The organism is Burkholderia sp. BCC0044, assembly GCF_902832955.1.
Lineage (GTDB): Bacteria > Pseudomonadota > Gammaproteobacteria > Burkholderiales > Burkholderiaceae > Burkholderia.
Genome location: NZ_CADFDO010000001.1, coordinates 1,541,763 through 1,566,700, shown reverse-complemented (window position 1 = coordinate 1,566,700; position 24,938 = coordinate 1,541,763). Strand labels below are relative to the sequence as shown.

Genomic DNA, 24,938 nt, shown 5'->3' with positions numbered 1-24,938 from the left:
CGCCGGATCTTCGCCATGACCGCTCTTCGCAAGCTGCGTCTCGTCTTTCACCTGCTGCGCGGCATGGCGATCGTCGCGCTGCGCTTTTCGCACGTCACACCCGCGCGCCGCGCCGAGCTGATACGCCGCTGGTCGCTCAAGATGCTGCGCATCTGCGGGATGCGCGTCGTCGTCCACAACGACGGCGCGCGGCTCGACGCGAGCGCGCTCGTCGTGGGCAACCACGTGTCGTGGCTCGACATCTATGCGGTCAACGCGTGGCGGCCGACGCCGTTCGTGTCGAAGGCCGAGGTGCGGCAGTGGCCGGTGGTCGGCTGGCTCGCCGAGAAGCTCGACACCGTGTTCCTGCAGCGCGAGAAGCGCACCGAGGCGATGCGGATCATGCACGAGATGGCCGAGCGCCTGCGCACCGGCGGGCTGATGTGCGTGTTTCCGGAGGGGACGACGTCCGACGGTCAGGATCTGCTGCCGTTCCATGCGAACCTGTTCCAGGCCGCGGTATCGGCCGGCTGCGCGGTGCAGCCGATCTGCCTGATGTACGAGGACGCGCACGGGCGGCAGTCCGTTGCGCCGGCCTATACGGGCGATCTGTCGCTCGGCAAGTCGCTCGACATGGTGCTGCGCGGCGGTCCGCTCGTCGCGCATCTGTACGTGTGCGAACCGATCGCACCGGGCGGCGACCGCCGGGCGACGTCCGCGGCGGCGCGCGACGCGATCGCAGCCGCGCTCGCGTCGCTGCAGGAGAAGGTCGGCAAGCCGACGGCCGAGTCGCTCGCCGAGCTGCAGAAGCATGCGTTTCCGGCGACCGAGCTTGGCGCCGACGCGGCGGGCGACGCGACGACCGATGCGCCCGTGCCGGGGCGCGAGGGCTGACGCGCCGGCGGGCTCCGCGAATCAGCGTGCCGTCACTCGCCGCCCGGCGAGCGGCACGCTTCGCACTGCACCTGCGTGACCGTGCGCTGGGCCGGATCGGCCGTCAGCCGTACGGCTGACAACTGGTTTCCCCATACGCATCCCGAATCGAGCGCGACGACGTTCTCGCGCAGCATCAGGCCGAGTGCGGCCCAGTGCCCGAACACCACCGTCACGTCCGCGGTGCGGCGGCCCGGCACGTCGAACCACGGCAAATAGCCGGGCGGCGCGCTGTCGGGGCCGCCGTTCGCCTTGAACTCCATCGCGCCGTCGGGCGTGCAGAAGCGCAGGCGCGTGAACGCGTTGAACGCGACGCGCATGCGGTCGCGTTTTTTCAGGTTCGGACTCCATTGATTCGGCTCGTTGCCGTACAGGCCTTGCAGCGTGTCGCGCCAGTCAGGGGCGCGCAGCGCGCGCTGCAGTTCGTCCGCGAGTTCGAGCGCGAGCGTGGTGTCCCATTGCGGCAGCACGCCGGCGTGCACGAGCAGCTTTCCGTCTTCGACATGCACGAACGGGCGGTGGCGGACCCAGTCGAGCAGCGCGTCGGCGTCGGGCGCGTCGAGGATCTCGCCGATCGTGTCGCCCGGGCGCTCGGTGCGCAGCCCGGCGGACACCGCGAGCAGGTGGAGGTCGTGATTGCCGAGCACGACGGTCGCGCGCGGGCCGAGGTCGACGACCGCACGCAGCGCGGCGAGGGAGCCCGGGCCGCGGTTGACGACGTCGCCGGCGATCCAGAGGGGCGTGTCGGCGGAGGGCGAGAGCTTGTCGAGCAGCGACTGGAAAGCGGAATGACAGCCTTGGATGTCGCCGATGGCGATGGGGGGTAAGGTCATGGGGCGGCGGATTTCGCGAGTATCGAGAATGCGGGAAAAATTATCCGGGCAATGCAGCGCTCCGCAATTTATGTTCCGCAACAGTGGGTTGATTTGGCAAGAAATTTCATACCCGGAAAGGGTTCGAAGCGCTGTATCAAGTTGTTAGCGGCATGGCTTTTGCGCGTGGCGGCTCTCTATAATTATCGTCCTCCCCAACAAAATTAGCATTTCATGACTTTGGAGGCCATGTCGACCGGTTAAAATTCCCGGTCTGACGTAGCGGTCACCAGCTACTGGCATTTGAGAATCTGATGCGGCGAACGCCCTTAGGGCGTTCGCCGCGAATTACTTGAGGGAGCCTCATGATCCTGGTTACGGGCGGCGCGGGTTTTATCGGTGCCAATTTTGTACTCGACTGGCTGCGCGCATCCGACGAAGCCGTGCTCAACGTCGACAAGCTGACGTACGCGGGGAACCTGCGCACGCTGCAGTCGCTGGACGGAAATCCAAAGCACGTGTTTGCGCGCGTCGATATTTGCGATCGTGACGCACTCGACGCACTCCTGGCCGAGCACAAGCCCCGCGCGGTGCTGCACTTCGCCGCGGAAAGCCACGTCGATCGCTCGATCCACGGTCCGGCGGACTTCGTGCAGACCAACGTCGTCGGCACGTTCACGCTGCTCGAGGCTACCCGCCAGTACTGGAACGGCCTGAACGACGCCGACAAGGCCGCGTTCCGCTTCCTGCACGTGTCGACCGACGAGGTGTTCGGTTCGCTGTCGGCCACCGACCCGCAATTCTCCGAGACGACGCCGTACGCGCCGAACAGCCCGTATTCCGCGACAAAGGCGGGCTCCGACCACCTGGTGCGCGCGTACCACCATACGTATGGCCTGCCGGTACTGACGACGAACTGTTCGAACAACTACGGCCCGTACCAGTTCCCGGAAAAGCTGATCCCGCTGATGATCGCGAACGCGCTCGCGGGCAAGCCGCTGCCGGTGTATGGCGACGGCCAGAACGTGCGCGACTGGCTGTACGTCGGCGACCACTGCAGCGCGATCCGCGAAGTGCTCGCGCGCGGCGTGCCCGGCGAGACGTACAACGTCGGCGGCTGGAACGAGAAGAAGAACCTCGAGGTCGTGCATACGCTGTGCGACCTGCTCGACAAGGCGCGCCCGAAGGCGGCAGGTTCGTACCGTGACCAGATCACCTATGTGACCGACCGGCCCGGCCACGATCGCCGCTACGCGATCGATGCGCGCAAGCTCGAACGCGAACTCGGCTGGAAGCCTGCGGAAACGTTCGAGACCGGCCTGGCAAAGACGGTCGACTGGTATCTCGACAACCAGGTCTGGGCCGATGAGGTCGCATCGGGCGAGTACCGCAAGTGGGTCGAAACGAACTACGCGAAACGCACTTGAGGAGAGAAGCGATGGCACGTAAAGGCATCATTCTCGCCGGCGGTTCCGGCACCCGGCTGTATCCGATCACGCACGTCGTCTCGAAGCAGCTGCTGCCGGTGTACGACAAACCGATGATCTACTACCCGCTGTCGACGCTGATGATCGCGGGCATCAGCGACGTGTTGATCATCTCGACGCCGCAGGACACGCCGCGCTTCGAGTCGATGCTCGGCGACGGCAGCCAGTGGGGGATGAACATCCAGTACGCGGTGCAGCCGTCGCCCGACGGTCTCGCGCAGGCGTTCATCATCGGCAAGGAGTTCGTCGGTAACGATCCGTCGGCGCTGATCCTCGGCGACAACATCTTCTACGGTCACGACCTCGCGAAGCAGCTCGAGCGCGCGCATGCGCAGGAAACGGGTGCGACCGTGTTCGCGTATCACGTGCACGATCCGGAGCGTTACGGCGTCGTCGAATTCGACAAGTCGTTCCGCGCGCTGTCGATCGAGGAGAAGCCCGCGAAGCCGCGTTCGAACTACGCGGTGACGGGCCTGTACTTCTACGACAACCAAGTGTGCGACATCGCGGCCGACATCAAGCCGTCGCCGCGCGGCGAGCTCGAAATCACCGACGTCAACTCGCGCTATCTCGACAGCGGTGCGCTGAACGTCGAGATCATGGGGCGTGGCTATGCGTGGCTCGATACCGGCACGCACGACTCGCTGATCGAGGCGGCCAGCTTCATCGCGACGCTGCAGAAGCGGCAAGGTCTCGTGGTCGCATGCCCGGAAGAGATCGCCTATCGCCGCAACTGGATCGACGCCGAGCAAGTGCTGAAGCTGGCACAGCCGCTCGCGAAGAACGCATACGGTCAGTACCTGAAGAACATTCTCACGGATCAAGTCGCATGGCCATCCAAGTAACGGCAACGGCGCTGCCCGAAGTCAAGATCATCGAGCCGAAGGTGTTCGGCGACGCGCGCGGGTTCTTCTACGAAAGCTTCAATGGGAAGGAATTTGCCGAGCAGGTCGCACCGGGCGTCGAATTCGTGCAGGACAACCATTCGCGCTCGTCGAAGGGCGTGCTGCGCGGGTTGCATTATCAGATCCAGCATGCGCAGGGCAAGCTCGTGCGCGTGGTGGAAGGCGAAGTGTTCGACGTCGCCGTCGACATTCGCAAGGATTCGCCGAACTTCGGCAAGTGGGTGGGCGTGGTGCTGTCGAACGACAACCACCGGCAGCTGTGGGTGCCGCCCGGTTTCGCGCATGGGTTCGTCGTGCTGTCGGAGGCCGCGCAGTTCCTTTACAAGACGACCGACTACTGGTTTCCGGAACACGAGCGCAGCATCGTGTGGAACGACCCGGAGATCGGGATCGAGTGGCCGATCGATTTCGAACCGCTGCTGGCGGCGAAGGATGCGGCCGGCAAGCGTTTGAGCGAAGCTGAAGTTTATGCGTGAGGTAGGCGTGAAACCTGAGCCGACGATTCTCGTGACGGGTGTGAATGGGCAGGTCGGGTTCGAGCTGCTGCGTTCGCTGCAAGGACTCGGCCGCGTGGTGGCATGCGACCGCTCGGTGCTCGACCTGTCCGACCTCGATCGTGTGCGCAGCGTCGTACGCGAGCTGAAGCCGTCGATCATCGTGAATCCGGCGGCGTACACGGCCGTCGACAAGGCCGAGACGGACGTCGACGCCGCGCGTCGGCTGAATGCCGAAGTCCCGCGGGTGCTGGCCGAAGAGGCCGCGCGTAGCGGTGCGGCACTGGTTCACTACTCGACCGACTATGTGTTCGACGGTGCGAAGTCGGATGAATATTGCGAGACTGATCTCCCCGATCCGCAAAATATCTACGGCATGACCAAGCTCGAAGGCGAAGCAGCAATCGCCTCGTCCGGATGCCGGCATCTCATTTTGCGCACCAGTTGGGTATATGGTGCGCGTGGACATAATTTTCTGCTGACGATGCTTCGTTTGGGCGCTGAACGCCCCGAATTGAAAGTCGTTGCGGATCAAATGGGCGCACCGACCTGGAGTCACGCCATCGCGACGGCGACGTCGCATGTGATTGCTCAGGTGCGCGGCGCCTCGGACGCGACGGAATGGTGGGACGCGCGTTCCGGTACTTACCATTTAACAGCTGGCGGCGACACGTCATGGCATGGATTCGCGTCGGCGATTTTCGAGCTGGCGAACCTTTCGAAGCGGCCGGTCGTCTTGCCGATTCCGGCTGCGGACTATCCGACGCCGGCAAAGCGGCCGTCGAATTCGAGGCTGTCCAATGCGAAGTTGGCACAGGTCTTTGGTGTGGCTCTGCCGCACTGGCGTGAATCTCTCGTGCTTTGCCTGGCTGGTATGCAGAAGACGTGATCGTTTTTGTAGTGTGAGGGGGCGCATGCGCGTGTAGCGCGTTTCGCACCGAAGCGGGCGGATGCGGCTGATATCCGCAGTGTCGTACGTCGACCGAAGAGCGTTGATCGTCAATGCAATACGAGGAACATGTGAGCTTGTTGCCGATTATTCTTTGCGGTGGTGCCGGGTCAAGACTTTGGCCTGTGTCTCGTGAATCGCATCCCAAACCGTTCATTCGGCTTGCCGACGGCGAAAGCCTGTTGCAAAAGGCCTTTCGGCGAGCGGCCGGTCTGGCGGGCGTGGATGAAGTGCTCACGGTCACCAATCGCGACCTTTTCTTCAAGACCGAGGATGAGTATCGGGAAGTCAATGCGACCGGATTGGCGACCTCGTTCATTCTCGAACCTTTTGGCAGAAACACCGCTGCCGCGATCGCCGCGGCCACCTTGTATGCCGCCGCGGCGCAGGGCGAACAGGCCGCGATGCTCGTGCTCGCGGCGGATCACCTGATCAACGACACATCCGCATTCGCCGACGCGGTGGAGAAGGCGTCGGTGCTGGCCAAGGGCGGGCGGGTTGTGACGTTCGGCATACAGCCTGACAGCCCGGAAACCGCATACGGATATATCGAGGCGGATGGAACCGACATCGTGCGTTTCGTCGAGAAGCCCGATCTCGCCCATGCGCAGCAGTACCTCGAATCCGGACGGTTTCTGTGGAATTCCGGGATGTTTTGTTTTACGGCGGGAACGATGTTGCGAGAGCTTGCCGAGCATTGCCCCGACATCCTCGATGCCGTGAAAGCCTGTATCGATGCGTCACCGTCATCGACGAGCGCCGGCGGTGGGGCGCAGATTCGTCTGGAGCCGAACAGCTTCGGTGCGGTTCCCGATGTTTCCGTCGATTATGCGGTGATGGAGAAGTGCCGGCAGGGGTCGGTGGTACCGTGTTCGATCGGCTGGAGCGACGTGGGATCGTGGACGGCGCTGGGTGATCTTGCGACTCCGGATGAGCATGGCAATCGCGTAGAAGGTGAAGCCTTGCTTGTTGATGTCAGGAACAGTTATCTGCAGAGTTCCGAGCGTTTGATTGGCGCGGTCGGTGTCGAGAACCTGATCGTGATCGATACACCCGACGCGCTGCTGATTGCGACGCGCAGTCGCGCGCAGGATGTGAAGCAGATTTATGCGGAGCTCAAGGCGACCGGCCACGCAGCGTACAAGATACATCGAACGGTGCATCGTCCTTGGGGAACGTACACGGTGCTTGAAGAGGGGCCTCGATTCAAGATCAAGCGCATTGTCGTGAAGCCTGGCGCAAGCCTTAGCCTTCAAATGCATCATCATCGCAGCGAGCACTGGATCGTCGTGTCGGGTATGGCCAAGGTCGTCAACGGCGATGACGCGTTTTTCGTGTCGACCAACGAGTCAACTTATATTCCTGCGGGCCACAAGCACCGGCTGGAGAACCCCGGGGTGGTCGATCTGGTCATGATCGAGGTTCAGAGTGGTGAGTATTTGGGTGAAGACGATATCGTCCGCTTCGAAGACAACTACGGGCGAACATGACGCGATGGCAGGTCGGGACGTGGCGGATTTTCGAGTTGTCGAAACGGTCCGGTATCTCCGATTGCAGGATGGTTGTGTGAAAACGCATTGAATTCGCAGGATGGCGAACATGGCCATTTCGCACGATGCTGGTACCGCAGGCGTGGCAATCCTATGAACAATACACAAAATCGATCGCCGAACACCGGAGCGGTCGTCGTTTTCTTTCATCCAGACGCGGCGTGTATTGCGCGCGCCAATCGGCTGGCCGAGTCGATGCATTGCGTGGTGGTCGACAACACGCCGGGAGTGCTTGATCGCCGCACTCTCGGGCTGACCGACTCGATCGAATACATTCCCAACGGGTGGAATGCCGGAATCGCGATGGCGTTCAATCAGGGTGTCGGCGCCCTGATTCAGGCAGGTTGCGATGTCGCGTTGCTGTTCGATCAGGACAGCGAGCCGCCTCAGTCCTTGCTGACGGATCTGCCGAAACTGATCGTCCAGGCCAGGGAGTCAGGGAGCCGTGTCGCGCTAATTGGTCCGGCTTATGAGGATCGACGTCTGCGTGGTGTTGCGCCGTTTGTTCGATTTGGATGGGGCAGGCTTCAGCGGATACCGCCGGTGGGCGACGTACCCATCAACGTCGATTTCCTCATTTCATCCGGGTCCTGCATCAACCTTGAATGCTGGAAAGACGTCGGCGCAATGGACGAATCGCTGTTCATCGATTTCGTCGATCTCGAATGGTGTATTCGCGCGAAACAACGCGGCTATCAGGTCTGGGGGATTCCTTGGTTGCGGATGAGTCACGAACTCGGAGGCGACCCTGTTAAGGTGTTGGGCCGTCGCTATCCCATGCATGGGCCGATTCGCCACTATTATCAGTTTCGAAATGTAATCGCGCTGATGAGGCGTGCATCGATGCCGTTGAAATGGAAATCGACGGAACTCGTCAAGTTGCCATTTCGGGTCCTGATCTATTGTTTTTTCCCGGATCGGCGCGGCGAGCATCTTGCCATGGTATGGCGCGGAATCCGAGACGGTTTGCGTGGGCGCCTCGGACCTTATTCCGATAACGCTTGACGAAGCGGATTAGGCGACGGGCCGGGATTGGTATTAACCCCACTTTCTTTCAAAATCATAATTATATGTAATCTACTGTAAGACCGTGGTGCTGGCCGTCAGTCGGCGACATATCGATATTTGCCACGGCTATGGCAACAGAAGCCTACCCTAACCATCTACCTGAGAGATGAGTATGGAGCCGACGCAAATCACTCGCGGATATTGCCATGTCTGCGGATCGCAAGCCATCTTCAAGTCATACGAGCCGGTCGATTTTCCCTGCAAACGCAATTCTTTCCTTTGTGAGCACTGTGGATCATCTGCAAGAAATCGGCATCTTGCAAAGGCGATTCTCGATTTATGGTTGAGTGATGATTCCCGTGCATCGCTTCGAAAATTCGCCAGAAAGTTCCGTGGGACAGTCTATATAGCGAGCACGGCAGGTGCCGTTGCTGAATCTCTGGCCCCGCTTGGAGAGCGCCTCGTCGCCAGTGAATACATCGACGGCGCTGCTTCAGGGGAGCGTTGTAACGGAGTGCTATGCGAGGATATCCAAGCTACATCGTTCGATGACAGTTCATTTGACCTAGTCATCACTGAAGACGTCCTGGAACACGTTCCGTGCCCTGAAATGGCATTTTCCGAGATTCGACGTATTTTGAAGCCGGGCGGTTATCATGTTTCGACGATACCGGTTAAATGGCATCTTGCCAAAAGCCAGCCTCGAGCAATAATCGAGAACGGGAGAGTCCTTCACTTGCAGGAACCCGAATTTCATCTCGATCCGACCAGGGTCGAAGGAATATTGGCGTTTACTGACTACGGACAAGATATTATCGACCGATACTGCAACATCATCGGAAAATCGGAGATGTTGGCGGCCCATGGCGATCTTGACATGGAGCGTGCATACGCAATTTATAACAATTGGGTTTTCTTGTCGCAGCGGCAAGGAGTATCGTCCCTGCCGGCATCTGCGTGGACAAGATTCGTAAGTCGATGGATGTGAAGTTGGCTAAACTCGAGTGCGAAGTTGAAAACGGTTGAGCCGACAGCATTCGGCGACACTCGTCGGCATTGTCGTTCACGCAATAGTGTTTTTGATCCGCTGGAGATGCCCCGGGCGGAACAGGGGCCGGCAGCCTGCTCCGTCGTGTCGCCAGTACTTCACGCGAGCAGGCTTTGATTTAGTCGAGCATTCCGATACGCGGAGGGTTGGCCAGCGTGAACGGCAATACATCCACTGCGAGGGAAAGATTCGGGTTGTATGCCGGGTCACGGTTCAGTGCGGCACCCCATCGCTCTTCCATTCGATGCACCTCACCCACGAAGCGCTGGTACTTGTCCGCCGCCATGTCGGAACCGCGTGTTGCCGATTCGTAGTGATACAGCTCGGCGAATGGCGTCCATACGTTCCGGTAACCTGCGTCTCGCACCCGCAAGCAGAAGTCCACGTCATTGAAGGCGACGGCAAATGATTCGTCCAGGCCGCGTACTTCGTCATATATCCGCTTGCTGACAAGCAGGCAGGCAGCCGTGACGGCAGACAGGTCCTGGACCGATACCGCGCGGTTGAAGTAGCCGAAATTCCCTCGCTTGAGCATGTGGTGCATATGGCCCGCGATACCGCCCAGTCCCAGCAGCACGCCGCCATGCTGGAGCGAATTGTCCGAGTACCACAGGGCTGCACCGACTGCACCGATGCCCGGTTGCGACGCGATGCCGACCATTTCGTCGAGCCAGTCAGGCGAGATGACCTCGGTATCGTTATTCAGCAGGCATACGAAACTGCCTGTCGCTGCGGCGACGGCGGTATTGTTCAGTGCAGAAAAATTGAACGGCGAGTCGTCCCTGATGATTCTGACGTTCGGGCGAAGCGATATCTCGCTGAAATAGGCGAGGGCGGCCTCGTCGGTACTGCCGTTGTCGACGACGATGATTTCGTAGTTCGGGTATACCGTGCGTCGGACGATGCTTTCGACGCACTGGCGGAGCAACGCGACGCCGTCTCGCGTCGGGATGATGATGGACACCTTGGGGGCAGGGGAGGGTATCGCATACCTTACCCGGAAAACCGGCAACTCGCCGAACGGCTGTTCCACGGTTGCGGCGATGCCGGCGCGCGCTAGGTGACTCTCAATGGCGCGCTGCGCCGCCGTTGAGGCATACGGCTTGGCGTGACTCGTTCCTGCGGTGCTGCTGGCTGTGATGCGCCAGTGATAGAGCACATGCGGAATGTGAATGATGTTGTCATCGCCGGCAATCTCGGCGCAGCGAAGCGCGAGATCATAGTCCTGGCTTCCTTCGAACCCGAGCCGAAAGCCGCCCGCTTGCTTCACCAGCGTGGTTTCGATGACGCCAAGGTGCGAGAACAGATTCTGCGTACGGAACAGCGAGGGATTCCAGTCGCATTTGAAGTATGGAGCCGTCCGCTGCCCGCGCTCGTTCAGCTTGTCCTCGTCGCTGTAGAACATGCGAGCGTGAGGGTGGCGATTGATGTATCGCGCAACAACAAACAGTGCGTGAGGCGGGAGGATGTCGTCGTGATCCAGCAGTGCGACGAATTCACCGGTTGCCAGCGAAAGTGCGCTATTGCTGGCTTCGGAGATATGGCCGTTCTCGGTACGAAACACCAGCCGGATTCGAGAGTCCTGCGCCTGATAGCGCGTCAGGATTTCGCGCGTAGTCTCGTCCGGCGATGCATCGTCCGCGATACAGAGCTCCCAGGATGGATAGACCTGATCCTGCACGGAGCGGATCATTGCTTCGAGATGCGACGGATGGCTGTTGTACGCCGGGACGACGATTGAAATCAGCGGCCGACGTTCGAGCGATTGCAGCGCGCGCTCGGCGGTCGCACGTTCCGCGTCGCCGAACCGATCGAACTTGTCGATCCAGTCACGATAGACCTCGTCGGGCGGCGGAGCATCGGCGAATCCTCCGCCCTCACGCAGGCGCCTGGATCGAGCGAGGATTCCCTGAAGACCTTCCCGCTTGAGCATGGTCGCGTAGTGCCCGAGCGCGCTCGGCAGGTTGCCGCGGACGACTGCCTGACGCCGGATCGTTGCCGCGACGATGCCGGCCATGCGGATGGCAGCGGTCATGCGTCGCAGGGGCGAAGTCAGGCGCCATGATAGCGACGCGTGGATATTTCGCAGTTCATCCTCAAGCCGGATTCGATCGGCTTCGGCATTTGCGCGCAGGATATTTTCTTTGCGCAGGCCCGTGAGTTCACGTTCCAGTTCGACAATGCGCTGCGCCAATGCGTTGCCCTCGACGTCGCCACGGGAAAGAGCGTCGTGGTCTGTCGAATCGTGTGGGGCGCGGTGTTGGCCGGAAGTCATATGGGTAAATCAGGGGCCCAGTCGGTGCGGGTTGATCGGGTCCTCAAACGGACTGATGCGTTTTACGCAGTTTCGCGAACAAAGAGCGCGATGCGATTCATGGGAACGCCGACGAGACCGGTCGCGACACGGGCGGACTCCGACTTTACGATGATGGCGTCGTGCACGCAGTCGAGTATGCGAATGCGATTGTCGGAAGATGCCGTGACGAGCACGGTGAACGCGTAGTCGCCGGGTGGAAGGATCGGCATGTCGAAATGAAATTCTGCAACGATGTGGCTTCCGTCCGGTGACGGCGAACGGGCCTCCTGCCGGGCGAACACGCTGTCGTCACCAAACAGCGGCTGCCCGAGTCGGTCTTTGACGAAGAATGCAATGTGCGGCGTGCCGGATTCGGTCCGGCGGATGCGAATTCGAAGTGAAACCCGTTCGCCACCCGTGACCCAGGTAACAGGAGCCCCTTTGGTGTTGGTGAGGGTCGTGGATTCGATCAGCATCGACTCACGTTGCGCCGGAAGTTCGTGCGGATCCAAATCGACGCTCGGCAGCGCCGGCAGTGTATCGGTCGTGTTGCGCGGGAATTCGCTGCGCTGATCTGCGCGTGGCTCGTTGCCGATGGCGGTCACGTCGAACTTCCTGGTGTCGGATTCAACACGGGATACGCTGCCCTCGCCACGTTCCCGATAAAACGCCTCGAAGTAGTTCATGCAAACGGTTTTTGCACTTCCCGACTCGCGCATTACACCTCGATCCAGCCAGATGACCCGGTCGCACAGGCTGCGGATGGCGGACGAATCATGGCTGACGAACAAAACCGTCCCGGTCTGTTGAAAGCGACGCAGGAAGCGCATGCATTTTTGTGTAAAGAATGCGTCACCCACAGCCAGCGCCTCGTCGATGACCAGGATGTCGGCATCGACGTGTGCGATGACAGCGAACGCGAGGCGGACAAACATGCCGCTCGAATAGGTCTTGACGGGCTGATCGATAAAGTGACCGATATCGGCGAATGCAATGATCTCGTCGACGCGCGAATCGATTTGCTCGCGGGTCAAGCCGTGCAATTGGCCGTTGATGTAGATGTTTTCGCGGCCGGAGTATTCGGCGTCGAACCCGGAACCCAGTTCGAGCAGCGCTGCAATGCGCCCCCGGGTTTCCACCTTGCCGCTCGTGGGGGCAAGTGTGCCGCAAATGATTTGCAGCAATGTACTCTTGCCGGACCCATTTCGGCCGATGATGCCAACGGTTTCCCCGCGCGTAATCTCGAAATCGACGTTTTTGAGTGCCCAGAACATCCGGGCGCAAGCCTGCGCACGGTGACGCAGCGATTCGCGCAAGATCGGGACCGGCGCAAGCCCGCTGAGCAAGCTGAACACGCTGCGCTTCAGACGGTCGGCCGGTTTGCGATAGGACTCGAATCCTTTGGCGAGCGCCGCGGCGCGGATGACAACATCAGATGACATCGGCGAAACCCCGGCGCGTCTTCTGAAACCATGCGAAGCCGATCCACGCGACGGCGACGGCCATGAGTGAGTAGACGGACCACCGGCTCCAGTCGATCATATGCCCCCAGATGAGCACGTCTCGACCCTGTTCGATCGGATAGGTCATCGGATTCAGATAGACGAAACCGCGGAACTGTTCCGGCAGCGAAGACACCGGGAAGAACACGGGTGAGAGGAACATCATCGCGGTGATGACGATACCCACGGTTTGTCCGATGTCGCGCAGATAGACACCGGTGGCAGACAGTATCCAACTCACGCCCATGATGAATACACAAAGCGGCGCGAGAACGACAGGGAACAGCAAAGCGGTCAACGGCACGCTGCCGACAATAAACCATTCGGCCACCAGCAGGATGCAGACGCTCACGCTAAGGTGAAACAGCGCCGACAACAGCGTCACGCACGGAAGAATCTCGAGCGGGAAGACGATCTTCTTGACGAAATTGGAGTGGGACAGGATTTGTCCCGGTGCCCTGTTTATGCACTCGGAAAACAGGTTGAAGACGATCATGCCGGCGAACAGCACCACCGCGAACTCGCCTTTCGATGCTGCGTGCGAGGCGTCGTTCCAGCGTGACTTGAACACTTCGCTGAAGACGAAGGTATAGACGCTCAGCATCATGAGCGGGGTGAGCAGCGACCAGAAGATGCCTAGAAAGGACCCCTTGTAACGTCCCACGGCGTCGCGGCGCGCGAGATCGAGCATCAGGCGACGATTTTTCACCAGTGAAGCGGCGAGAGATCGCGGCGAAAGACTAAAACTTTGCATAAGTTCGACGACAAGATCAGCGGATGTGGCACGGCAGGTGGAGCCGGCGCGAAAGCGGATCCGTGCTGCCGCGATTTGACGATCGCAGGCGGCGTCAGGCCTGCACTGCGCCTGCGGTCCCGTGGGTTGCTTGGCCTGGGGCCATTCTGGTGCATGCGAATTATCGCATAGTGGGTCACGGCCGGATCGACGCCGCTTCAGTCGTGATGTGTGTCGAAGTGTAAATGTCGCAAGCAATCCAAAAGGCATATGGGAGGCGGCGAATCCGTGACGATTGTTGGCATCGCCGGGCGGCGAGCCGAATTCGAAGGGAGCGTCCGATCCGGCAAGCACCTGGGCCTCGTGTGAATGCCCATTTCCCACATTATGGAACGATGCGCCGTGGTAGCATTCGTCGTTTACCATCCGCGACTGATGGCACATTACTGGATCGATCCATGCGATCGCTATCCATAGGTTGGCATCGTGTCCGGACGGGATGCGAAGAATGAATCCATATGTCTGACAATATCGCGATCGAATCTCACGGCATCAGCAAGGGTTTTGAGTCCTACGAGCGGCCCGGCGACCGGTTGAGGAGAGGAGTGCTCGGTGCCATTGCGCGACTTGCGCAAGGCTCGGCGACGCGACAGGCGACCCAGCGGCAAGCTGAAGCGCAATCGAACGTATTTTGGGCCCTTCATGACGTGAGTTTCACCGTCGCGGCCGGAGAAACCGTCGGCATCGTCGGGCGTAACGGGTCGGGCAAGAGCACCTTGCTCCAGATTGTCTGCGGCACGCTGGCTCCGACCCACGGCGATATCGCCGTGCGTGGTAAGGTTGCCGCGCTGCTCGAACTTGGCTCCGGCTTCGACGTCGAGTACACCGGCCGCGAAAATATCTATCTGAATGCGCAACTGTACGGGCTAACGCGTCGGCAGATCGACGATCGCTACGAGTCGATCGTCGATTTCGCAGACATCGGCGAGTTTATCGATCAGCCTGTCAAGACCTACTCGAGCGGCATGTTTGTTCGTCTGGCGTTCGCGGTCATCGCGCATGTCGATGCTGACATTCTGGTGATCGACGAGGCGTTGGCGGTGGGCGACGCATTTTTCAATCAGAAGTGCTTTCGTTTCCTGCACGAATTCAAGCAACACGGAACCATCCTGTTCGTCAGTCACGATACGTCGACGATCAGAAAGCTTTGCTCACGCGTCATCTGGATCGACAGCGGGCGGATTGTTGCGCAGGGGAAGCCGGCGGACGTCTGTGCAGCCTATCTGGAGGCACGCTATAGCACGGCCGGCGCATCGGTCGCAGCGGCGCCCGTGGAGCTGGAGCGTCACGGCAGCGCAGTCGATTTCCGACGCGAACGCTTCAACGCGTCCTCGTTTCGCAACGACATCCAGATACTGGCGTTCAATCACGAGTCTCAGGCTTTTGGCGAGGGAGGCGCGCGAATCGTCGACGTTGCATTCTTCGACGATCAGGAGCGCAGGCTCGAATGGATCGTCGGTGGTGAAACGATTACGTTGCGCGTAACAATTGAAATCGACGAGCCGCTGGTTTCCCCGATCATCGGTTTCTATCTCAAGAACGAACGAGGCCAGGAACTGACGGGGGACAACACGTTCGCAACTTTTGCCGAACGGCCCGTATCGTGCGATGCGGGCGACGTGCTTTGCGCGGAGTTCACCTTCGTCATGCCGATATTGCCGGTAGGTGCGTTCTCGATCAACGTCGCGATTGCGGAAGGTACGCAATACGACCACGTTCAGCATCACTGGATCCACGACGCGTTACCCCTGCGCGTGCACGCATCCCGCGTGAGTCACGCGCTCGTGGGCGTTCCGATGGTGCATGCCGCACTGTCCGAAGAAATGTAGCGCAGAACGGATTCGATCCGCAGGCATGAGCACAATCTCGCGGTGTGAAGTTGTCATCACGTGTTCGGCGAGATTACTTACAAGATTTTTGCAAGTTTGCAGAGCAGGATTCTCAAATGACCAAGCAAGAGCGAATTTTTCGATTCAAGGCGTCGGAAGATGACCACTCGTTTACGGGTGAACGATATCTTCCGGGCGTTGCGGGGCCGATTCAGTACGAGCATTACCATCGGTATCTTTTCTCGACGGCGATCTGCGCAGGCAAGGACGTGCTCGATATCGCTTCGGGGGAGGGCTATGGTTCTGCCTTGCTCGCGCAGGCGGCACGCTCCGTGATCGGTGTCGATGTCGACCCGCAAGCAGTCGAAAATGCGAAGGGCCGCTATGGTGACGTACCGAACCTCCGGTTCGAGTGGGGTAGCGCCACGCAGATTCCTCTTGCCGACGCATCGGTCGACATCCTCAACTCCTACGAGACGCTGGAGCATTTTCGCGAGCATGAGACGTTCATGCGCGAGGCGCGTCGGGTGCTGAAGCCGGGCGGCATCATGATCATTTCGACGCCGAACCGTCCGATCTATTCGCCGCCCGGATCCCCTCCCAACGAATACCATGTACGTGAACTCGATCGCGAGGAGTTCGTCCAGTGGCTCAAGAGCGGGTTTCAGAATTTCGTTCTTTACGAACAGAAGCCGCTTGCCGGATCGCTGCTCCAGAAGGAAGGGCGCAGCGGTGAGCGCCGCATCAACTGCTGGTCCGAACACGAGATCGGCGAGTATCGCGAGACGGTGGGCGTCCTCGATCCCGTGTACTTCATTGCGATTGCGTCGGACGGCCCGATACCGGAAATGGACGACAACCTGCTCGATGGCGGTGTGTCGTTTACGCGTTACGACCAGGCGCGCAACGCGCATATCGGCGCGCAGGCGGCGGAAATTGTCCGCCTGACGACGGAAACCATGGCACGCGGCGACGAAATCGGTCGTTTGACGGCCGAGGCCGTGCGGCTGACCGACGAGGTTCTCCGGCGCGACGAAGAGATCGGCAAATTGACAGTCGAGACCGTGCGCTTGAACGACGTCATCGTTGCGAACAATGCCGATATCGGCCGCCTGAATGCCGAAGTCGATCGGTTGACCCGGGCCGTTTCCACGCTTTCCGAGGCGACCGAACGTCGCGACGAAGCGATGACGACCTCACGCAAGGTGCTTGAATCTCTCGATGTGCAGAACAACACGTCGACGGTTCTCGCTGCTCGGGTCGACGAGTTGACCGACCAATTGAAGCATGCGGAGGGCGTGCTCGGCACGCAAGTGCAGGATAGCGATGGCGCGCGTGAGAGCGATCCGTCGACGGTCGCATTATTGACGGAGAACGAGAGCCTTCGGCGGCAGTTGAAGCAGATCACGAACTCCACTTCCTGGCGCGTGACGAAGCCGCTTCGCTATGCAGCACGCCGTATCCGCGCAAACCAGGGTGCCGGCACGGCGCCCGCTTCGCGTCCCGGGACGGCGGCAGGGCAGTCCACGCCGATCGCCGAGGTCGATGGATTGTCGTCGTTGACGCTTCAGCCGTTCGAGCAGGCGCCAGCGCCGCGAGCGACGATCGTCGTGCTTCAATCTCAAGGCGGAGCGACGATTCGCGCATGTCTCGCGGCACTGAGCCACCATACGACCTCCGTTGCGTATCGGATATTCGCGGTTGGCGAGATCGATGCGAAGTTGGCGGCGGAGAGCGGCGTCCGTGTCATCGACGATCCCCGCGCAGCCCGGTCGATATCCGCGCTGGCCGAGCATGTGGGTGATTTGTCCGGGAGCGAATTCGTCGTCCTGATGTCGGATGTGTTGCTGGCGCGCCCGGGGTGGCTGGCGGCGATCGATGAAGCGTTCGAGCGCTTCGCCGATGCGACTGCAGTCTCTGCGGTCATCCTGGAAAGAAACGGTACGGTGCACGCCGCTGGCGGCATCATCGATGCTGGCGCGCATCTCCTTGCCGCGCATGCCGGCGTCAATAGCGATGACGCCAAGATCCAGAATGTGACCGAGATCAAGGCAGCGAGCCCAGGATTCATCGCGGTTCGAAACGATGCCTGGAGACGTGCTTCGCGTTTCGCGGAGGAGATGCCGGTCCTCACAACCGGGTTCGTTGCGCTGGCGCTCGATCTGTTTGCACGGGGAGAGAAAACCTACCTGCAGCCGTTCGCCAGTTTCGTCGTGTCGAATGCGGCGCAAGCGAGCCGATCGACGAACGACGACAATTGGGATGACGCGTATCAGCGTTGGCTCCTGCGGCAGCGCCACGACACTTTGTTCCGTGTCGACCGCCCGTTTGGCGACGTGCTTGCATCGCCACAGCGACCAAAGGTCGTGATCGTCGACGCATTCGTGCCCAAACCCGATCAGGATTCCGGATCGGTCGACGTCTATTGGTACATGCGGATTTTCCGCGAGTTTGGCTATGACGTGAGCTTCATTGCGGCATTCGAACAGTCGCCTCCCATCGCCTATATGGACGCGCTGCGACGTTGGGGTGTGCGGGTTCAGTGTGCGAGCGATCTCGCGTCGCTCAACCAGTTGTTCATGGAGGAAGTCGCGGATGCACGCGTGGTCGTTGCGCAACGCATCATCGTCGCGCGTCATCTGGTCGAACCGCTTCGTCGCGGCGCGCCTCATGTGAAGCTGGTGTTCGGCACGGTGGATCTTCATTACCTCCGTGAAGAGCGCGCGGCGATTCACGACCGCTCCCCCGAAGCACTGGAGGAAGCGCTGATGCTGCGTCGCACTGAAATTCAGACCGTGCGCGAAGCCGATGCGACCATCGTGGTGAGTCGTCTCGAGTACGATGTGTTGAAAGAACTGGCGCCGCAAGCGAACGTCCATCGCATTCCGATCCCGCGGATGCCTACACGTTCGGGGCGTACGTTCGACGAGCGATCCGGCGTCGTATTTGTCGGTGGATTCGCGCATCGACCGAATATCGACGCAGTGCAATTCCTGGTCGAGGAGATTTGGCCGATCGTCAGGCGAAGCCAGCCCACCGCGGAGTTGCGTATCGTTGGCAGCAGTGTGACCGACTACGTCCGCTCGCTGGACAATCCGGCAACGGGTGTGAAGGTCGTCGGATTCGTGGAGAATCTGGGCGACGTGCTTGACGTGGCTCGCGTGTCGGTTGCGCCGCTTCGGTTCGGTGCCGGTATCAAGGGCAAGGTGGTTTCAAGTCTGTTGCATGGCGTACCCAGCGTGCTGAGCAAGATTGCGAGCGAAGGGATGGGCCTCGTTGCTGGCGAGCAGGTACTTGAAGGTGACAGTGCCGAAGACATCGCCGCGGCGATCGTCAAATTGCTCGAAGACCGGCAGTTATGGCAGCGCGTCGCCGATGCTGGGTTCGCGGCTGCGGTTGCAGAGTACTCCGTGGAAACCGTCGCAGCCAGGATGTCTACCCTCCTCGCATCGATCAACGTCGTTGATGGCGAGCGCGATCTGCGCCCTGGTGTGTTCGACATTCGCTGACTGTTCCACTTATATTGAATCTCGCCATGCTGCGTTCCCTGTTCTCATTGTTTCGTAAAGCTCCGCCACAACGTCGTCACCGTACCGACGGGAAGCTTGGCGTCCTGATCGAATTGTCGTCGTTCGACAAGGGCGGTCTCGAGAAGGTCGTGCTTGATTCCGCGATCGCGTTCGATCGGGCCCGGTTCGACGTCACCATCGTTACGCCCGGCAAGGTCGGGCACCTTGGTACCGTCGCACGCAATGCCGGCCTGCGGGTGGTCGGACTGCCCGCAGCGAACACGCTCGCTGCCTACGAGAAGCTGCTGACCAAGTTGAACGTCGATATCTCGATGTCTCACTTCTCGAATACCGGCTATCCGCTGTTCGATCGTCTCGGGATTCCGAACATCACGTTCATCCACAACGTTTATGCGTTCTTTTCGGACGAACAGGCTCGAGCGTTTGCCGACAATGACCGTTATGTCGATCGCTATGTGTCGGTTTCGAAGAACGCGACTCGCTTTGCGGTGACCAACCTCGGCGTGTCGGACAGCAAGGTCGTGACGGTACCGAACGGTCTTATCCTGTCCGAACACGAGGCGAGGGAAAAGCAACCGCCGAAGCTGACGCGCACCCAGCTTGGCCTGTTAGATTCCGACTACGTGTTCGCGAATGTCGCTTCGTACAATCTGCACAAGGGGCACTACGTGATGGCGGATGCGATGCGTCATTTGCTGAGGCGCAGGCGCGACGTCAAGATTCTGTGTGTCGGCAACGTGATCTACCCGCCTCACGTCGATGCGCTTCGCCACTATCTGGTCGAGCATGGCCTCGAGCAGCATATTCTGATGCCGGGTTATTTCGCGGATGTCGAAGACGTACATCGTATTGCCGACGCATTCATCCTTCCGTCGTTCATCGAGGGTTGGAGCATTGCGATGAATGAGGCCATGTTCTATCGCAAGCCGATGATTCTCACCGACACCGGCGCATCCGCAGAAGTCATCGACGATAACGATATCGGGATCTTGATCCCGAACGAATATGGCGATACGCCGAATCTGAATTCGAAGTTGCTCGACGAGCTTGCCTACGTGCCGAGGGAGTACAAAATTGCGCCCGTGCTAGCGGATGCGATGGACCAGATGGCATCGAACGCTGCACAGTGGCGTGAAAGAGGGGCGCGGGGGCGCGACAAGATCTATGCGAGCTACAACTTTGCCGATATCGTGACGCGCTACGAATCGATCATCGAAGATGTGGTCAGGGCGCACAGCCGATAACGGAAGGGGCGGATATGGTGAGCTCACTCAAGTCGTTTTACCGTTTCCTCAGATGGCGCTTCAAGCCCGCCGTTTGCTTCTACCTAGGCAATCACTTGTTCATGAATTACATGCCTTATCGAATAAGACATTGGTTCCTTGGCAGGTTTTGTCAGGTGAAGATCGGCCGTGATTCAAGTATCGCAATGGGATGTTTTGTTACCGGATATCACATTTCAATTGGCAATAATACCGTCGTAAATCGATATTCCTATCTGGATGGCCGCGTTCCGTTGACAATCGGGAACAACGTCAATATTTCGCACTATACGTTGATCCAGACGTTGACACACGATCCGCAGAATCCGGACTTTGTATGCTTGTGCAAACCGGTTGTCATTGAAGATCACGTCTGGATCGGTGCTCGCGCAATCATCAGTCCCGGTGTCCGTATCGGCGAAGGGGCTGTTGTGGGAGCGGGATCGGTTGTGACACGTGATGTCGAACCGTACACGATCGTCGCCGGAAACCCGGCACGATTCATCAAGGAGCGGACGCGAGATTTGCGCTATCGATCGCGCTACTTCCCGTTCTTTGATACCGATATCCAGTGAATTCGTGTTTGAGTGTTTTGTGGATGAAATCATTGCCCGGTCTTGAATATGTCAATCTTTAAATTCCGCAAGCCGTCTGCACCTGCATCCGTTGCACGGGCCAACGTCACCATTTCTGTGGTTATCCCTTTGTATAACCATGCACGGTATATCGAAGGTACGTTGCAGAGCGTGTTGTCGCAGTCTTCTCCTGCCGATGAAATCATATTGATCGATGACGGTTCGTCCGACGACGGGTTTGACGTTGCATCGCGGCTTCTCGCAAACGTTCCGTATGCGAGGGCTTATCGACAGGAGAATGCGGGGGCCCACAATACGATCAATCGTGCGATTGGTCTCGCCCGCGGCGACTATGTCGCGGTGCTGAATTCGGATGACGTGTTTGCGTCGGAGAAGCTTGCGCGTTGCCGGGAACTGATTCAGGAGCGTCCCGGCCTGGGATTGATCGCGGGGCGTGCCGGCATCATGGACGACGACGGTATCGAACAGCGCGCCGGCGTTGCTATCGATTGGTTGGCGCGTGCATATGGATTTCTAAGCGATACCGGATTGCCGCAACTGGCCTTGCTGAATGAGAATTTTGTCGCGACGACGACGAACATGGTCTTCAGTCGGGCGCTCTGGCAAGCCGCGGGCGGATTCCAGCCGCTTCGCTACTGCCACGATCTCGATTTCCTGATGTATGCGTTCGCCTACGACAGCGTGTATATCGACCGGGACGTGAAGCATATCGTGTATCGCGTCCACGAAAGGAACACGATCAAGGAAGACTTGAGCAAGGTTCGGGTCGAGATCGCGGCCGTCATCGCGCAGGCACTTGCGATGTCGGGACCGAGAATGTTTTCCGCGCGATTGGATGGAAGCGATCTTGAAGCATTCAGGCGCTTCCTGCAGAACAAGGGGATGACGGAGATGCTGTGCTTTCTGCAGACCGTCCTTCCGGCATTTCCGACTCGTGCGGCATTCTATGAATATGCGGTCGATGCACGAAATGCCGATGCATTTCGCGCGGCCGTGGCTGGCTGACCTGCCGCGACGCCAAAGAGCAGGACGATCGACGTCGCGCACGCATGAGTGCGCGACCGTTCTCATGGCAGAGTCTGCGCGGGCTGCCGCGTGCTCAGATGTATCCGAACGTTTTCAGCCCTTCAGCCGCGGTTGCGCAACAGTGGGCGGTGATGTCCGGTGGCAGGCTCGTCTGCCAAGCCGTTGCGCGGTCGTTCAGGAACGGTTGCGACAAGTTGAGGTGACTCGGATCATGACGCAGTACCGGCGCCCGCTTCGAATTGTCCAGCATGGATTCTTCAAACGGCAGGCCGAGAAATGTCGCAGAGCGCGCCAGGACAACCCGTGGGTTCGAGATGAGGTCCTCGTAGCGCACGAGCAGGTAGTTCGCGCGCTCGCGCATGGCGTGGTGCAAGTGGAGATTGGTGTAATTCCACAAGCGAGGGAAATATTCCTCGATGCCCGAGGGGGCCCACGCGACGTTTTTGAGGGACAGCATCGTACCGCGCACATCGCGGACGATATGGAGAAACCTGATGCCAGAGTCCAGGAGTCCGACCTGTTCCAGCTTCCGAATCGAAAGGAGATCGTCGGGAGTTTTGTCGCCACTCATCCGCTTCCCTGCATTGGACGCGATGCGGCCATAGATCGCTGTAAGCACGCCTGCAAGAGTCGGTTCGGCTTCACGTAGCGCGTCATCGATGTCCGCGGCGGAGATATAGGGCTCCAGAACCTCGGCGAAGTCGTCCGTCGATTTGACGATTGTGCTGATCAGGGGACGAGCAACGGACCAGTCGCTGATGCAACCCATGACGTGAGCGATCGGACTGATGAGCGTGGTTTGGTTCGGGATGAAGATGTCGCTATGCAGATTGAGCGACTCCTTGAACAGGGTTGTTCCCGATCGTGGCGAGCCGAAAAGAATGAACATGCTGTGGGAATGAGGTGTGATGGACGACGGCCTGGCTGCATCACCGAATGGGGGATGCGGGACTGCGCGATCCATCCACCGCCAACTGAGAATGAGCGAACCCGTACGACATCGTGGTCGCGAAAACGTTCGCGGCAAGGTTGCGTGTCGTGCCCATTCGAGGGGTAGACGGGAGAGGGTCCCTGTCGTAATGTTTCGAATACCTTACGATTCGAGCGTTGCGCGTCCTGTTTGCTTCGATAATATTTGACTTGAGATGAGTACTTCGAGATCACCGCTGACCGTATCCATCGTCGTCTATCGGCCCGACGTCGAGCGCTTTTTCAAGACACTCCACAGCTTGCGCGACGCCGTGGGTGCGGTGCGTCTTCGCGATCCTGACTTTCATGCCGTAATCTGCGTGGTGGACAACGGTGGGACGCCCGATATCTGGGAGGACGTGGTCGGAGCGCGTGTGGCCGGATTCGAGTGTGCGTCGTTGAGCGGGCACGGGAACGTCGGTTATGGCCGCGGACATAACCTAGCGATCGCGACGGCCAACAGCGAGCATCATCTGGTTCTGAATCCGGATATCGATCTCGATGAGGATGCCCTCGTGCATGCGCAGGACTTTATGCGTAGTCGTCCGGACGTCGGTCTTTTGGCGCCGAACATTTCAGATGAGAAAGGCGGCATTCAGTATCTGTGCAGGCGCTCGCCGACAATATTCGACCTGCTTGTCCGCGGATTTTTTCCGGCGAGATGGAAGGCGCGGTTCGTGAAGCGTCTCTCACGCTATGAGATGCGCGACGTGATCAACGATCACGATATCGTCGAGGATCCCCCCATCGTCAGCGGCTGCTTCATGCTGTTCCGCACCGAAGTCCTGAAGAAACTCGGCGGTTTCGATCCGCGCTACTTCCTGTACTTCGAGGACTACGACCTGAGCCTGCGCACGCACGAGATCGCCCGCGTCGCGTATGTCCCGTCGGTGCGCGTGGTCCATCACGGCGGTGGTGCGTCCCGCAAGGGTTTCGCGCACATCCGCATGTTCGCGGCATCGGCCTTCAAGTTCTACAATCGTTTCGGCTGGAGGCTCTGGTGAGTCACCTCGTCATCACCGGCGCGAACGGCTTCGTCGGCCGCGCAGTCTGCCGTCGCGCGCTGGAGGCCGGGCACACGGTTACCGCCTTGGTGCGGCGTCCGGGCGGCTGCATCGACGGCGTGCGCGAATGGGTACACGACACCGCCGATTTCAATGCCCTGGACGAAGCGTGGCCGGCCGACCTGACCGCCGATTGCGTGATCCATCTCGCCGCGCGCGTACACGTGATGCGCGACGAGTCGCCCGATCCCGACGCGGCGTTCGATGCCACCAACGTAGCCGGCACGCTGCGTCTCGCCGAGGCCGCGCGCCATCACGGCGTGCGCCGCATCGTGTTCGCGAGCAGCATCAAGGCGGTCGGGGAAGGCGACGGTGGGGTGCCGCTGTCGGAAGCGTTCGAACCCGAGCCTCAGGATGCATATGGCCGCTCGAAGCTCCGGGCGGAGCGGCAGCTCGCGCGGTTCGGCACGTCGGCGGGGCTCGATGTCGTCGTCGTTCGTCCGCCGCTCGTCTATGGCCCGGCCGTCCGTGCCAACTTCCTGCGAATGATGGACGCGGTCGCGCGCGGGATGCCGTTGCCGCTCGGCGCGGTTTCGGCGCGCCGCAGCATCGTCTACGTCGACAATCTCGCCGATGCGCTGCTGCGTTGCGCGATCGATCCGCGCGCGGCCGGCGAATGCTTTCATGTCGCCGACGACGACGCGCCGACGGTCGCGGGCCTGCTGCGCCTCGTCGGCGACGCGCTCGGCAAGCCGGCGAGGCTGATCGCGGTGCCGCCGGCGCTGTTGCGTGTGCTCGGAAAGCTGACCGGTCGCAGTGCGGCTATCGACCGCCTGACGGGCAGCCTGCAACTCGATACCGGCCGGATCAGGCGCGTACTCGATTGGCAGCCGCCCTATACGACCCGCCAGGGCCTCGAAGCGACCGCCGCATGGTATCGTTCGCGCGACACACGAAAATAAAAGC

General features: G+C 60.0%; 20 protein-coding genes. 15 read left to right on the top strand and 5 right to left on the bottom strand.

Going from position 1 to position 24,938, the window contains the following annotated elements:
- Window positions 1-15 precede the first annotated feature (15 nt).
- Window positions 16-873: a lysophospholipid acyltransferase family protein gene (locus HWX14_RS07060; RefSeq protein ID WP_175882088.1), complete on the top strand. Its 858-nt coding sequence runs from the start codon at window positions 16-18 to the stop codon at window positions 871-873.
- Window positions 874-905: 32 nt separating this feature from the next.
- Here HWX14_RS07060 and HWX14_RS07055 read toward each other — a convergent pair whose 3' ends face one another.
- Complete coding sequence (locus tag HWX14_RS07055; RefSeq protein ID WP_175882087.1) at window positions 906-1,745, bottom strand: symmetrical bis(5'-nucleosyl)-tetraphosphatase; 840 nt, start codon at window positions 1,743-1,745, stop codon at window positions 906-908.
- Window positions 1,746-2,089: 344 nt separating this feature from the next.
- Here HWX14_RS07055 and rfbB point away from each other — a divergent pair, with 344 nt between their 5' ends.
- The 7 genes from rfbB to HWX14_RS07020 all read left to right on the top strand — a co-directional run bounded on the left by rfbB (window position 2,090) and on the right by HWX14_RS07020 (window position 9,105).
- Window positions 2,090-3,151, top strand: a complete 1,062-nt coding sequence (rfbB, locus tag HWX14_RS07050) for a dTDP-glucose 4,6-dehydratase (protein WP_012328028.1) — start codon at window positions 2,090-2,092, stop codon at window positions 3,149-3,151.
- Between the two features lie 11 nt (window positions 3,152-3,162).
- Entirely contained in the window at window positions 3,163-4,056 is an 894-nt protein-coding gene (gene rfbA, locus HWX14_RS07045) for a glucose-1-phosphate thymidylyltransferase RfbA (RefSeq protein ID WP_175882086.1), read from the top strand.
- Window positions 4,041-4,592: a dTDP-4-dehydrorhamnose 3,5-epimerase gene (rfbC, locus tag HWX14_RS07040; protein ID WP_011544743.1), complete on the top strand. Its 552-nt coding sequence runs from the start codon at window positions 4,041-4,043 to the stop codon at window positions 4,590-4,592. Before rfbA ends, rfbC begins: the two co-directional genes overlap by 16 nt.
- Entirely contained in the window at window positions 4,585-5,499 is a 915-nt protein-coding gene (gene rfbD / locus HWX14_RS07035) for a dTDP-4-dehydrorhamnose reductase (RefSeq protein WP_175882085.1), read from the top strand. Before rfbC ends, rfbD begins: the two co-directional genes overlap by 8 nt.
- A gap of 131 nt (window positions 5,500-5,630) precedes the next feature.
- Window positions 5,631-7,049, top strand: coding sequence for a mannose-1-phosphate guanylyltransferase/mannose-6-phosphate isomerase (locus HWX14_RS07030; protein ID WP_175882359.1), 1,419 nt, complete (start codon window positions 5,631-5,633; stop codon window positions 7,047-7,049).
- Window positions 7,050-7,202: 153 nt separating this feature from the next.
- Window positions 7,203-8,114: a glycosyltransferase family 2 protein gene (locus HWX14_RS07025; protein ID WP_175882084.1), complete on the top strand. Its 912-nt coding sequence runs from the start codon at window positions 7,203-7,205 to the stop codon at window positions 8,112-8,114.
- Between the two features lie 175 nt (window positions 8,115-8,289).
- Window positions 8,290-9,105, top strand: coding sequence for a class I SAM-dependent methyltransferase (locus HWX14_RS07020; protein WP_175882083.1), 816 nt, complete (start codon window positions 8,290-8,292; stop codon window positions 9,103-9,105).
- Window positions 9,106-9,283: 178 nt separating this feature from the next.
- Here HWX14_RS07020 and HWX14_RS07015 read toward each other — a convergent pair whose 3' ends face one another.
- The 3 genes from HWX14_RS07015 to HWX14_RS07005 all read right to left on the bottom strand — a co-directional run bounded on the left by HWX14_RS07015 (window position 9,284) and on the right by HWX14_RS07005 (window position 13,717).
- Entirely contained in the window at window positions 9,284-11,200 is a 1,917-nt protein-coding gene (locus HWX14_RS07015) for a glycosyltransferase family 2 protein (RefSeq protein ID WP_244130180.1), read from the bottom strand.
- A gap of 302 nt (window positions 11,201-11,502) precedes the next feature.
- Complete coding sequence (locus HWX14_RS07010) at window positions 11,503-12,903, bottom strand: ABC transporter ATP-binding protein (RefSeq protein WP_175882081.1); 1,401 nt, start codon at window positions 12,901-12,903, stop codon at window positions 11,503-11,505.
- Window positions 12,893-13,717 (bottom strand): ABC transporter permease, encoded by an 825-nt coding sequence (locus HWX14_RS07005; protein WP_175882358.1) that lies wholly within the window; start codon window positions 13,715-13,717, stop codon window positions 12,893-12,895. Before HWX14_RS07005 ends, HWX14_RS07010 begins: the two co-directional genes overlap by 11 nt.
- Before the next feature lie 497 nt (window positions 13,718-14,214).
- Between HWX14_RS07005 and HWX14_RS07000 the strand changes: the two genes are divergently transcribed.
- From HWX14_RS07000 to HWX14_RS06980, 5 genes are all read left to right on the top strand, one after another.
- On the top strand, window positions 14,215-15,585 hold the full coding sequence (locus HWX14_RS07000; protein ID WP_175882080.1) for an ABC transporter ATP-binding protein: 1,371 nt from the start codon (window positions 14,215-14,217) through the stop codon (window positions 15,583-15,585).
- Window positions 15,586-15,701: 116 nt separating this feature from the next.
- Window positions 15,702-19,094, top strand: a complete 3,393-nt coding sequence (locus HWX14_RS06995; protein WP_175882079.1) for a methyltransferase domain-containing protein — start codon at window positions 15,702-15,704, stop codon at window positions 19,092-19,094.
- 26 nt (window positions 19,095-19,120) lie between these two features.
- The gene (locus tag HWX14_RS06990; RefSeq protein WP_175882078.1) at window positions 19,121-20,359 is read left to right on the top strand and encodes a glycosyltransferase family 4 protein; all 1,239 of its coding nucleotides are present in this window, start codon (window positions 19,121-19,123) and stop codon (window positions 20,357-20,359) included.
- Between the two features lie 14 nt (window positions 20,360-20,373).
- On the top strand, window positions 20,374-20,952 hold the full coding sequence (locus tag HWX14_RS06985; protein WP_175882077.1) for an acyltransferase: 579 nt from the start codon (window positions 20,374-20,376) through the stop codon (window positions 20,950-20,952).
- Between the two features lie 48 nt (window positions 20,953-21,000).
- Window positions 21,001-21,978 carry a glycosyltransferase gene (locus HWX14_RS06980; protein ID WP_175882076.1) on the top strand — a complete coding sequence of 326 codons (978 nt, stop codon included), beginning with the start codon at window positions 21,001-21,003 and terminating at the stop codon, window positions 21,976-21,978.
- A gap of 94 nt (window positions 21,979-22,072) precedes the next feature.
- On the opposite strand, the gene HWX14_RS06975 is transcribed toward HWX14_RS06980, so the two are convergent.
- Window positions 22,073-22,888 (bottom strand): sulfotransferase, encoded by an 816-nt coding sequence (locus HWX14_RS06975; RefSeq protein ID WP_175882075.1) that lies wholly within the window; start codon window positions 22,886-22,888, stop codon window positions 22,073-22,075.
- A 256-nt stretch (window positions 22,889-23,144) separates the two neighbouring features.
- Between HWX14_RS06975 and HWX14_RS06970 the strand changes: the two genes are divergently transcribed.
- Together HWX14_RS06970 and HWX14_RS06965 are read left to right on the top strand one after the other, a co-directional pair.
- Entirely contained in the window at window positions 23,145-23,972 is an 828-nt protein-coding gene (locus HWX14_RS06970; RefSeq protein ID WP_175882074.1) for a glycosyltransferase family 2 protein, read from the top strand.
- Window positions 23,969-24,934 (top strand): SDR family oxidoreductase, encoded by a 966-nt coding sequence (locus tag HWX14_RS06965; protein ID WP_175882073.1) that lies wholly within the window; start codon window positions 23,969-23,971, stop codon window positions 24,932-24,934. The genes HWX14_RS06970 and HWX14_RS06965 overlap by 4 nt, the downstream gene beginning before the upstream one ends.
- Window positions 24,935-24,938: the final 4 nt, after the last annotated feature.

Coding starts and splice junctions, on each gene's coding strand:
- HWX14_RS07060 (WP_175882088.1), top strand. CDS start 16: ATGACCGCTCTTCGCAAGCTGCGTCTCGTCTTTCACCTGCTGCGCGGC.
- HWX14_RS07055 (WP_175882087.1), bottom strand. CDS start 1,745: ATGACCTTACCCCCCATCGCCATCGGCGACATCCAAGGCTGTCATTCC.
- rfbB (WP_012328028.1), top strand. CDS start 2,090: ATGATCCTGGTTACGGGCGGCGCGGGTTTTATCGGTGCCAATTTTGTA.
- rfbA (WP_175882086.1), top strand. CDS start 3,163: ATGGCACGTAAAGGCATCATTCTCGCCGGCGGTTCCGGCACCCGGCTG.
- rfbC (WP_011544743.1), top strand. CDS start 4,041: ATGGCCATCCAAGTAACGGCAACGGCGCTGCCCGAAGTCAAGATCATC.
- rfbD (WP_175882085.1), top strand. CDS start 4,585: ATGCGTGAGGTAGGCGTGAAACCTGAGCCGACGATTCTCGTGACGGGT.
- HWX14_RS07025 (WP_175882084.1), top strand. CDS start 7,203: ATGAACAATACACAAAATCGATCGCCGAACACCGGAGCGGTCGTCGTT.
- HWX14_RS07020 (WP_175882083.1), top strand. CDS start 8,290: ATGGAGCCGACGCAAATCACTCGCGGATATTGCCATGTCTGCGGATCG.
- HWX14_RS07015 (WP_244130180.1), bottom strand. CDS start 11,200: ATGACCGCTGCCATCCGCATGGCCGGCATCGTCGCGGCAACGATCCGG.
- HWX14_RS07010 (WP_175882081.1), bottom strand. CDS start 12,903: ATGTCATCTGATGTTGTCATCCGCGCCGCGGCGCTCGCCAAAGGATTC.
- HWX14_RS07005 (WP_175882358.1), bottom strand. CDS start 13,717: ATGCAAAGTTTTAGTCTTTCGCCGCGATCTCTCGCCGCTTCACTGGTG.
- HWX14_RS07000 (WP_175882080.1), top strand. CDS start 14,215: ATGTCTGACAATATCGCGATCGAATCTCACGGCATCAGCAAGGGTTTT.
- HWX14_RS06995 (WP_175882079.1), top strand. CDS start 15,702: ATGACCAAGCAAGAGCGAATTTTTCGATTCAAGGCGTCGGAAGATGAC.
- HWX14_RS06990 (WP_175882078.1), top strand. CDS start 19,121: ATGCTGCGTTCCCTGTTCTCATTGTTTCGTAAAGCTCCGCCACAACGT.
- HWX14_RS06985 (WP_175882077.1), top strand. CDS start 20,374: ATGGTGAGCTCACTCAAGTCGTTTTACCGTTTCCTCAGATGGCGCTTC.
- HWX14_RS06980 (WP_175882076.1), top strand. CDS start 21,001: ATGTCAATCTTTAAATTCCGCAAGCCGTCTGCACCTGCATCCGTTGCA.
- HWX14_RS06975 (WP_175882075.1), bottom strand. CDS start 22,888: ATGTTCATTCTTTTCGGCTCGCCACGATCGGGAACAACCCTGTTCAAG.
- HWX14_RS06970 (WP_175882074.1), top strand. CDS start 23,145: ATGAGTACTTCGAGATCACCGCTGACCGTATCCATCGTCGTCTATCGG.